Below are 9,631 nucleotides of genomic sequence, written 5' to 3' on the forward strand. Positions count from 1 at the left end.
ACCCGGGGCGGGGCACCTCGCCGGTGCGGTTGAGCAGCTCCTCGACCTGACCGAAGGCGGGTCCGAGGGCGTCGCGATGGGTCGGCGGGCCGGCGACGAGGCGCAGCAGCAGCTCACGAGCGCTGGGACGGTCGTCCGGATGCTTGGCCAGGGCGGCGGAGACCAGGCTGACCAGCGGCTCGGGCAGGCCGCGCAGGTCGGGAGGGGCGCCGACGATGCGCATGCCGAGGTCGATGTCGGAGCCCTCGCCGAAGGGGTGGCGTCCCGTCCCGGCGTAGGCGATCAGGATGCCCCAGGCGAACACATCCGCCTCGGGACCGATCGGATGGCCGTGGACCTGTTCGGGTGCCATCCAGCCGGCCGATCCGAAACCCCAGGCGGTCGGCTTGGCCTTGGCACCCTCAAGCGCCTGGGCGATGCCGAAGTCGATGACCCGCGGGCCGGACAGCGACAGCATCACGTTGCTCGGTTTGAGGTCGCGGTGGACCAGACCGGCACTGTGGATGGCGGTCAGCGCCGTGGCGACGCCGACGGCGAGGCCGGTCAGGGTGGACGAGGTCAGCGGGCCGCGGTCGACCTGTTCGTCGAGCCGGACACCGTCTATGTACTCGGTGACCAGGTAGGGAGCGGGGGCGTAGGGGTCGGCGTCGAGGACCTCGGCGGTGCAGAACGGCGCTACCCGGCGGGCGGCCTCGACCTCGGCCCGGAAACGACGGCGGAACTCCTCGTCGGCGGCCAGATCCGGTCGGATGACCTTGACGGCGACGCGCCGCCCGGCCGTGGTACGGGCCAGGTACACCGTGCCCATCCCGCCCACGCCAAGCCGGCTGATCAGCGTGTAGGGGCCGATCACGCGTGGTTCGTGCGGATTGAGCGGGTCGCCGGGATCATTGCGGCGCCGGCCGTGGCCCGCGGCGTCGTCCACCATGGTCAGCACCGTACGGGGGAGGTCACGACCGCCGCCCACTGCTAGTCACCCGAATGCCTCTCAACTCCCGATTCGACCCGCGTCCCCGGCCTCGTCGCGACCTTCGCCGCACGGACCGGCGCACTGCGCGCTCTACGTTCGCAGTCTGCCGCACGGCGCGCGCTCATCGGCACACACCGGCCGACCGTCGGCTGTTCGGGTCGGCTGTACGACAATGTGTTGCGATCGTGGGATGTTTCCGCGTGGCCGTGGGGCAATGTGGAGGGATGCACACCCATGAGCGAGGCCGCGGCCGGACGCGGGGCCAGCCGCCCGGTCGCCGATGAGCACCGACGCGAACGAGAGCTCGGGTGGCGCTGGCTCGGGCGGTGCGGGCTCGGACAGCGGGGGCCTGGGGGGGTCGGCAGCGGGGAGTGGTCGGCGTGAGGTGCATGGGCCATGGCTGCTTTGCCCCTGGTGCGATGGGCCGGTTCCGCTCGGGCACCTCGTGCCCTCCGATGAGGAGCCGGACACGCGGGTGGCGGTGTGCCGGGGATGTGGCCGGCGGGTGAGCTTCGTGGTGCCGCCCGAGCTCTGAGGCTACGCCTCCAGCTCATTGGCGACGGCATGGACGACCTTGGCGACCCGCTGCGCGATGCGCCGGTCGGGATAGCGGCCGCGGCGCAGGTCGCGTTGCACGTCGTCGAGCACCTTGATCATGTCCTCGACCATGCTGTGCAGTTCGTCGGGGCTGTGCCGCTGGGCCTGGGCGGCGGCCTTGGCGACCGACGGCGGCACGGCCAGCAGCCGCACCGACAGCGCCTGGTCACCGCGCCGACCGGCGGCCACGCCGAACTCCACCCGATCACCCGGCTTGAGCCGGTCCGTCCCGGCGGGAAGAGCCGCCTTGTGGACGAAAACGTCGCCACCGTCGTCCCGGCTGAGAAAGCCGAAGCCCTTGTCGACGTCGAACCACTTCACTTTGCCGGTGGGCACGGGCGACCTCGTTCTGAGTAACGACAGGACAACGCGGCGAAAGCTGCGGGTCTCCCAGGCTATCGGTCGACCGCACCACACGTGGGGCTTCGGTAGCGATCGGCGCTCGGATCGACCTGACCTGTGACGACTTCCCGACGCGTGTTATCCGCGACGGTCGGCGGGCATGCCTGCTCGCGACACCCGAGCCGGCCGTCCTCCCCCGGACGGCCGGCCCCCAAGGATGAGGAGCGAGTCGATGTCGAAGCTCGAACATGACGACGCGCGGGTTCCGGAGGACTTTCGTACCCGGGATGACGTCGAGGCGGCCGAGGCCGGCCGGGAGCGGGACGAAGCCGTCCGGGGAGCGGCCGCCGGCCCGGACGACCCGCAGGCCCGCCAGACCGCGGACGGGCTGACGGTGTCCGAGCGGGAGGCCGCGACCTACCGGGAGCACGTCGAGCGCGGCGCGCACCAGCAGGGTGAGGGCGCCCCGGTCGTCTGAGCGGTCAGCCTCGGCTCGCGGCTTCGGCCGCGAGCCGAGGCCGGGAACTCGTCGAGGTGGGTGAGCACGGTGTCGGCTCCGGCGGCGCGCAGTTCGTCCGCCGAGCACGGGCCGGTGGTCAGGCCGACCGCGTGCGCACCCCCGGCGCGGGCGCCGATCATGTCACCGACGTGGTCGCCGACGAAGATGTCGACGTGCTGCTCGAGCAGGGCCGTGCCCTTGGCGTCCGCGAAGCGGGCGCCTTCGACGACATCGACGGCCAGGCCCACGACGGCGAGGCTGGCCTGGGCGAGAGCGGTGTTCTTGGCGGTGACGACGACCACCCGCCCGCCGTGGCGGCGTACGGCCGCGACGGCCCGCGCGGCACCCGGCATCGGCGTTGACGCCGGTATGGCGTGCACCGCGTACAACTGCCGGTAACGATCGGCCTGGGCCGGGATCTGCGCGGCCGGAAACCAGTAGGCCAGTTCGGTTTCCAGGGGCGGCCCGAGCCGGCCGACGACGGCGTCGCCGTCGTCGGCGACGCCGGTCTCCGCGGACAGGGCCGCGAAGGTCGCCCGGATGCCCGCCCGGGCGTCGAGCAGGGTCAGGTCAAGGTCGAACCCGACCACCGGGGTCGATGTTCGCCACCGCGGCACCGGTTACAGCACGGTGGGGACGGCGGCGCCCTCGGCGACCATCGGACGCCCGCGGGCCTGCCAGCCGACCATGCCGTCGGTGAGGTTGCGGACCTGCCAGCCACCCTGCGCCAGGTAGCTGGTGACGGCCGCGGAACGCCGCCCGGAGCGGCAGACGACCACGATGTCCTTGCCGCGGGGAACCTCGTCGAGGCGGGCGACCACATCCCCCATCGGGATGTGCAGCGCGCCGGCGATGTGCCCGGCGGACCACTCGTCGGACTCCCGGACATCGACGAGCAGGGGCGCGCCGTCCGTGGTCAGGTCGATGGGCAGGTCGTCGGCGCTTACGGCCGGGATCTGGTCAGAGCTCACCGCCCCATCCTGCCATCCGCCCGCACCGACGAACCATGCCCGGATGGCCAGCCGGGTGTGAACCGAGAATCACCGGGAGTCCGGCGGCCGGTGCGGTCAGCGCAGCGGCTGGGTGAGGTGGGGAACGAGATCAGCCGCGGCGGCGCGGGCCAGCAGCGCCTCGACCGCGGCGAACCCCTCGTCACCGAGATCGAGGCTGAACTCGTTGACGTACAGCTTGATGTGCGCATCGACGACGTCGGATTCCATCTCCTGCGCGTGCGCGAGGACGTACTCATGGGACGCGGACGGGTCGGCGAACGCCCGCGCGACGCTGTCACGCACCACCGCGGACAGCGCGGGACCGTCCAGCTCGCGGCGGGCGAGGATGGCGCCGAGTGGGATCGGCAGCGAGGTCTCCCCCTCCCACCAGTCGCCGAGATCGGCCACCGCCGTCAACCCGTAGGACGGGTAGGTGAAGCGTGACTCGTGGATGACCAGGCCCGCGTCATACCGACCGGCCCGCACCGCCGGCATGATCTGCTCGAACGGCAGGACGTCGATCGCGGCCAGGTCGACACCCGCGGCCCACAGCCGGAACAGCAGGTAGGCGGTGGTGCGGGTGCCCGGAATGGCGACCCGGGCGCCGCGCAGATCGGTGCGCCCGGCGGTGAGCACCAGCGGCCCGCAGCCGCGTCCGAGCGCACCGCCCGAGGTCAGCAGCTGGTAGTCGGCGAGCAGCCAGGGCAGTGCGGCGTACGAGACCTTCACCAGATCGTCGCGTCGCCGCTCGGCGCGACCGTTGAGCACGTCGATGTCGGCGTAGGTGACGGTCACCGCGGGCGCGTCGTTGACCTGCCCGTGCAGGAGCGCGTGGAAGGAGAACGTGTCGTTCGGGCAGGGCGAGATGGCCAGGGACAGCGGCCGCGGCTGCCCCGGTCGGTTCGTGCCCGGCTGGGTGTCAACGCTCATCCACCGCTCCACTGCCACTGGTGCCCCACTGCCACTGGTGCGTCGGGCTACCCGGTGTGCGGGCCGACGCCGTTGCCGTTGTGCGCACCCTGGCCGGCTCCGGAGGAGGCGACCGTTTCGGCGACGGCGACCAGGCCTTCGGGATGAGCCACCAGGGCGGCGGCGGCCATCCGCAGGCTGGCCAGTGCCGACGGCAGGTTCCAGGCCGCGCGGTCACGCCGACCGACCGGGTTGCTGACCGCCCGGATCTCCACCGCGGGCACCCCGAAGGCACGGGCGGCGAGTGCCACCGCATAACCCTCCATCGCCTCGGCGACCGGGTCAAGCCGCTCGGTCAGGGCGGCGGCGCGGCGCTCGGTGCCGGTGACGGTCGAGACGCTGACGACGGTGCCGGTGACGATCCGCCGGCCGGTGGCGTCCAGCACAGTGCCGAACCGGGCCACCAGCTCCGGGTCGGGGCGGGCCGTGGACGAGCCCAGGCCCAGGTCATCCAGGGTGAGGAAGGCGCCTTCGGCGCCGGCCCGGCCGTCACCGGCGCGGTGGGTCGGCGCGCCGGTGGAGTGGAAGCCGAGGTTGCGGTCAAGCTCGCTGACCCGGGTGGTGGCCGCGGGCGGCTCCTCGTCGAGACCGGATTCGGCGCCGAGGTCCGCGGCGACGATCCGCTCGGCGACGACCAGATCGCCGATCTCGGCCCAGCCGCGGAATCCGCCGGCCACGCCCATCATCAGCACCAGGTCGAAGGGCTGGCCGCTGGCGTTGGCGACAGCCAGCGCCGTCGCCGCCCCGGCCGCCGCCGCGGGTCCGCCGGTGCCCGCGGCGAGCACCGTGACCGGGCCGCGCCGCCGGCCCACGTACGGGCCCAGCGTGGATGTGGTGAGCAGTTGACGGTCCCAGTCGGGAGAGACCAGGTTCGCCGGGCCGGCGGGTAGCCGGGTTCGCCCGCGTGACCAGCTGCCCATAAGTCCCGCGCACACCGCGTCCGCCTCAGCGGTCACCGCGGTGACGATCAGGGTGCGGTTCACGACCGCCTCCGTGTCATCGTCTGGAATGTCCTCGTCCGCCGTCCTGAATGTGCGGGTCGATTCGCCTGAATGCCACCGCACCGGACGGCAAGGTAACGGCACGGGGTTTTCGATGTGGTGCAAATCGGACGTGTTGCCGGACCATAGCACCACAGACGACACTGCGTGTCGTCGATGGCCGTGTGCGGCATGGCATGCGCATTGCGTGGGCTGCGGCGGTGTAACGGGGGTACCCGCGTTGAGACGCCCGCCGGATCGGGCACCGAGGTGCTTACCGCCTGACCATCGCCCCCGCACGTCAACCCGGTGGTTGACCGCCTGGTTGGTATGCCTCGGCGGGCATCGTTTCGGTCGGCGGCCAGGTCTGCTCCGCGGACGTCGGGACGGGCATGGCCTGCGGGTCCGGGGCGACACCCACCGGCGCTTCCGGTGGGCCGCCCGGCCACGGATCCGACGGGACCCGTGGCCGCGCGGTGAATCCGGCCCGGGCGGCCTGGCGGGCCTGGTGCAGGGCGCGGGACTGGATGACGCCGGTGATGACGACGACGATCGCGGCAAGGGCGAAGCCCAGGGTGCCGGGCATCTCGACGAGGCCGATCGCACCCCCGGCGACCCATGCGAGCTGCAGTGCCGTCTCCGAGCGTGCGAAAGCGGAGTTTCGCGACGATTCCGGCACGTCGCGTTGGATGATCGCGTCCAGCGCCAGTTTGCCCATGGAGCCCGCGAGGCTTGCCAGCAGCGCGGCGAGCAGCGAGGTGAGCCGGGTGTAGGTGACGGCCGCGCCGACGCACCCTCCGGCCGCCAGGATCATGGCCAGCACCAGGATGCCCTCCGGCCGGCGTTGGCCGAGGCGACCACCGGCGACCACGCCGAGCCCGCTGCCGACACCGGCGGCGACGGCGAGGCCGCCCAGCCACAGATTGTTGCCGCCGTTCGTGCGCAGCAGGAACGCCAGATAAAAGGTGAGGAAGCCGACCAGTCCGCGCAGGACCAGAGTGGCCCGCAACGCCACCGGCATTGCGCCCAGAACGGCGCGCATCCGGGCACGCAACCGGGTCCGCATCCCGGCCCGCGATCCGGGCCCCGCGGCGTCGGGCTCCATCGCCACCGCCCGCAGCGGGAGTTCACCGGCCGCTGAATCGACGTGCCCGGGAAGGTTGAACGCCAGCAGCACGCCGGCCATGTACACGATCGCGCACATCCGCAGCACCCATGGGTAGCCGACGAACGGAATGTTCGCGAGGCCCAATCCCACCGGCGCCACAATCGCTCCGGCGACGACGTTGATCAGAGTGATGCGCGCATTGACCTTCACCAGGGTGAGTTCGGGCGGCGCCACCCGGGGGGTGACGGCGCTGCGGGCGACACCGAAGGCGCGGGAGAGCACCAGCAGCCCGAGTGCCAGTGGGTAGACCGACAGCCCGTCCAGCGTGCCGGCCAGCTGCCAGGCGAGCAGTCCCCGGGCCAGACAGAGCGCGGCGAGAGCGGTGCGCCGGCCGTGCGCCACCCGGTCGAGCAGCGGCCCGATCACCGGTGCCAGCAGGGCAAACGGCACCATGGTGATCAGCAGGTAGAGGGCGACCTTCGACCGTGCCTCGGCCGAGGACACCGAGAAGAACAGCGACCCGGCCAGCGCCACGGTGACCAGCGCGTCGCCGGCGGCGTTCACGAAGGACAGCTCGGTCAGCGAGGACAACCCGGTGCGCTCCGCGTCCGCCCCGCGGACCCGTGTGCGCAGGCGACGGGCGCCCCCCGAGATGCCTCTGACCACGTTCACCGTGCCGAGTGTCCTCGTCCCTGGCCCGCGCTTCCACGACCATGTCGGGCAGCGCACGTGTCCGTGGGTGAGAATACGTTGCGTGGATGCTCCAGAGGCTCGTTTCGCCGCGACCGAGTCAACCCGCGTGCCCGTGTCAAGCCCGTCCGTCGAGGTGGCTCACGCGGACGAACTCGCCGGGCCGCCCGCGGCCTTCGACCTGCCCGCGGTGACCGACGAACCCGCGGTACCCCAGCCTCCAACCGACAGCGAACCCCCGGCTGGCAGCGAACTCCCGGCTGATACTGGCGAGGCCCCGGCCGGCGGTGCGGGCGCGGTGGCGCCCGAACAGTCGCGGGGCGCGCGGGCAGGTCGGGATTCGGGGGTGGACGCGGCCTGTGCCGCCGCGGTCGACCTGGCCCGGGCCGCGGCCGTCGCGGAGGCCGGCAGCGAGGAGGCGGTCGGTGCGCATCTCGGTGTCGAAGCCGAGGGCGACCGGATCGTCCTGCACCGTTTCGCCTGCGAATCGCCCGCCTACTACGGCTGGGTGTGGACGATCGTGGTCACCCGGGCAGCCCGGGTGCGTAAGGCGACCGTCGACGACGTGGTGCTGATGCCCTGGGACGAAGCGCTGCTCGCTCCGGCCTGGGTGCCGTGGTCGCAGCGGCTGCGCCCCGGGGATGTCGGCGTCGGCGACCTGCTGCCGACCGCGATCGACGATCCGCGGCTCGCGTTGCGGGTGACCGACGTCGAGGAGCTCATCGACACCGACGACTTCGTCGAACTCGGCCTGGGCCGGCCGCGGGTGCTGTCGGTGGCCGGCCGGGAGGAGGCCGTCGAACGCTGGTACGCCGGTGAGGCGGGCCCCGGCGCGTCCATCGCGAAGGTGGCGCCAGCCTCGTGCCTGACCTGCGGCTTTCACGTCCGCCTGGCTGGGGCGTTGGGTCGGCTGTTCGGCGCGTGCGCCAACGAGCTCGCCCCGGACGACGGTCGGGTGACGTCGATCGACCACGGCTGCGGTGCTCATTCCGAGGCGATGGTGGCTCCGTCGGCGCATCCGGAGCCGGTCATCTTCGACGAGGATCCCAGCGACCTCGTCCCCACGGATGTGGAACTGATCGGTGTCGGGGCTCATACCCCCGGCTCCGTGTCGGACCCGGAGCCGGGGGAGGAGTCAGGCGACGGTCCCGGCTCCGAGCCCTACGGCCACTCCTGACCTAGAGCAGGCCCTTGTCCTCGAGGTAGGAGCGGGCGACGTCGGCCGGCTTCTCCCGGGAGGAGTCGACCTTCTTGTTGAGTTCGCCCAGGTCGGCGGTGGTGAGCACCGGGGCGAGGCTGTTCAGCGCGGCGGAGATCTTCGGGGTCAGCGACTTCGTGGTGACGATCGGGACAAGGTTGTCCGCGTTCTGCAACTTCCTGTCGTCGGTCAGCACGACGAGGTCGCTGTCGGCGACGGTGGCGTCGGTGGCGTCGGTGGTCAGCACCAGGCCGAGCTGAGCCTTGCCGTCCTTGACGGCGGCCTTGGTCTGCGGGGTGTCCACGCCGGTGCGCACGATCTCGCTGACCTTGATGCCGTAGGTCTTCTCCAGCCCCGGCTGGCAGAACGGCCGGGTGGCGCACTCCGGGCCGGCGGCGAGCTTGACGCTCAGGCCGCTGGCTCCCAGGTCGGACAGGGTTCGCAGCTTGTGCTCGGTGGCGAACGACCTGCTCACCGCGAAGGCGTTCTGGTCGACGGCGGACGCCGGGTTGAGCACGGTCAGACCGCGGCGCCCGGCGAGGGAACGCAGCGCCGTCAGGGACTTCTGCAGGTCAGGTGAGGAGACCGAGGCCGCCGGCGCGCCGTTGATCTCGGTGTTGAGCAGGTCCGCGTATGTCGCGACGTACTGCGGCATGGCGTCCACGATGCCCTTTTCCAGGGAGGACTGGGCGAGCTCGGTCTGCTGCACCGACGTCCGCTCGACCTTGTACCCGGCCTTCTCCAGCAGCGCCGCGTACATCTCCGCGAGAATCCTGCTCTCGGTGAAGCCGGCGTCGGCGACCGTGAGCGTCCCCCCGGCGGACGACGCGGTGGCACCGGACGAACTTCCGCCGCTGGTGTCCGAGCCACAGGCGGCCAGCCCCAGGATCAGGGCGACCAGGGCGGCCAGGCCTGTCACCAGGGCACGTGGCCGACGCCGCGTTCCGATCAGTGCTGTCGGGTCTGTCACGAGGTCGGCCTTCCGGTGGTCTCTGGACGGGTTCGGCCGTCACCCTCCCGCAGCGGATGCCCCACCGCAACCGCAACCGACATAAACGACAGCGCCAAGGTGGGAAATCCCGATCCGCGCCCCGCCCGGCCGCCCCCGAACTGTGATCGCACACCGTCACGGTGGGGTCTGCCGTCAGCAACGATTCTGCCGGCTTGTTCGTGCGACGCGGCACAACCCTCAACCATGGCCACGTTCCGTGATGCCGCGGCTGGGGGTGCGGGTGTGCAGGGTGCACCGGGGTCGCTGTGGGGGTGTTCGTGTCCGATTTGCCCCC

10 protein-coding genes are annotated in these 9,631 nt (G+C 72.0%); 2 read left to right on the forward strand and 8 right to left on the reverse strand.

Translation table 11 applies throughout. The features are described 5' to 3' along the window. Both G6R24_RS14600 and G6R24_RS14605 read right to left on the reverse strand, forming a co-directional pair. On the reverse strand, positions 1-928 hold a 928-nt coding region (locus tag G6R24_RS14600), incomplete at its 3' end, for a serine/threonine-protein kinase (protein ID WP_163549801.1). Positions 929-1,507: 579 nt separating this feature from the next. After that, a complete protein-coding gene (locus G6R24_RS14605) occupies positions 1,508-1,903 on the reverse strand; it encodes a cold-shock protein (RefSeq protein WP_163549802.1) in 396 nt (131 codons plus the stop codon). A 238-nt stretch (positions 1,904-2,141) separates the two neighbouring features. Between G6R24_RS14605 and G6R24_RS14610 the strand changes: the two genes are divergently transcribed. Further along, complete coding sequence (locus G6R24_RS14610) at positions 2,142-2,387, forward strand: hypothetical protein (protein WP_163549803.1); 246 nt, start codon at positions 2,142-2,144, stop codon at positions 2,385-2,387. Here the strand turns inward: G6R24_RS14610 and G6R24_RS14615 are convergent. The 5 genes from G6R24_RS14615 to G6R24_RS14635 all read right to left on the reverse strand — a co-directional run bounded on the left by G6R24_RS14615 (position 2,327) and on the right by G6R24_RS14635 (position 7,129). Continuing rightward, complete coding sequence (locus G6R24_RS14615; RefSeq protein ID WP_225438541.1) at positions 2,327-2,998, reverse strand: HAD family hydrolase; 672 nt, start codon at positions 2,996-2,998, stop codon at positions 2,327-2,329. The two genes, G6R24_RS14610 and G6R24_RS14615, sit on opposite strands and share 61 nt — an antisense overlap. A gap of 30 nt (positions 2,999-3,028) precedes the next feature. Next, on the reverse strand, positions 3,029-3,379 hold the full coding sequence (locus tag G6R24_RS14620; RefSeq protein ID WP_163549805.1) for a rhodanese-like domain-containing protein: 351 nt from the start codon (positions 3,377-3,379) through the stop codon (positions 3,029-3,031). Positions 3,380-3,475: 96 nt separating this feature from the next. Then, entirely contained in the window at positions 3,476-4,330 is an 855-nt protein-coding gene (locus G6R24_RS14625) for a 1,4-dihydroxy-6-naphtoate synthase (RefSeq protein ID WP_163549806.1), read from the reverse strand. 47 nt (positions 4,331-4,377) lie between these two features. Then, positions 4,378-5,352, reverse strand: coding sequence for a futalosine hydrolase (gene mqnB / locus G6R24_RS14630; RefSeq protein WP_163549807.1), 975 nt, complete (start codon positions 5,350-5,352; stop codon positions 4,378-4,380). Between the two features lie 298 nt (positions 5,353-5,650). After that, on the reverse strand, positions 5,651-7,129 hold the full coding sequence (locus tag G6R24_RS14635; RefSeq protein WP_391530325.1) for an MFS transporter: 1,479 nt from the start codon (positions 7,127-7,129) through the stop codon (positions 5,651-5,653). On the opposite strand from G6R24_RS14635, the gene G6R24_RS14640 reads away from it, so the two are divergent. Beyond that, entirely contained in the window at positions 7,110-8,324 is a 1,215-nt protein-coding gene (locus tag G6R24_RS14640) for a DUF3027 domain-containing protein (protein ID WP_391530326.1), read from the forward strand. The two genes, G6R24_RS14635 and G6R24_RS14640, sit on opposite strands and share 20 nt — an antisense overlap. Before the next feature lies 1 nt (position 8,325). Here G6R24_RS14640 and G6R24_RS14645 read toward each other — a convergent pair whose 3' ends face one another. Next, on the reverse strand, positions 8,326-9,264 hold the full coding sequence (locus G6R24_RS14645; RefSeq protein ID WP_338083865.1) for an ABC transporter substrate-binding protein: 939 nt from the start codon (positions 9,262-9,264) through the stop codon (positions 8,326-8,328). Between the last annotated feature and the right edge of the window lie 367 nt (positions 9,265-9,631).

This window comes from Candidatus Frankia nodulisporulans (genome assembly GCF_902806475.1).
Taxonomy (GTDB): domain Bacteria; phylum Actinomycetota; class Actinomycetes; order Frankiales; family Frankiaceae; genus Frankia; species Frankia umida.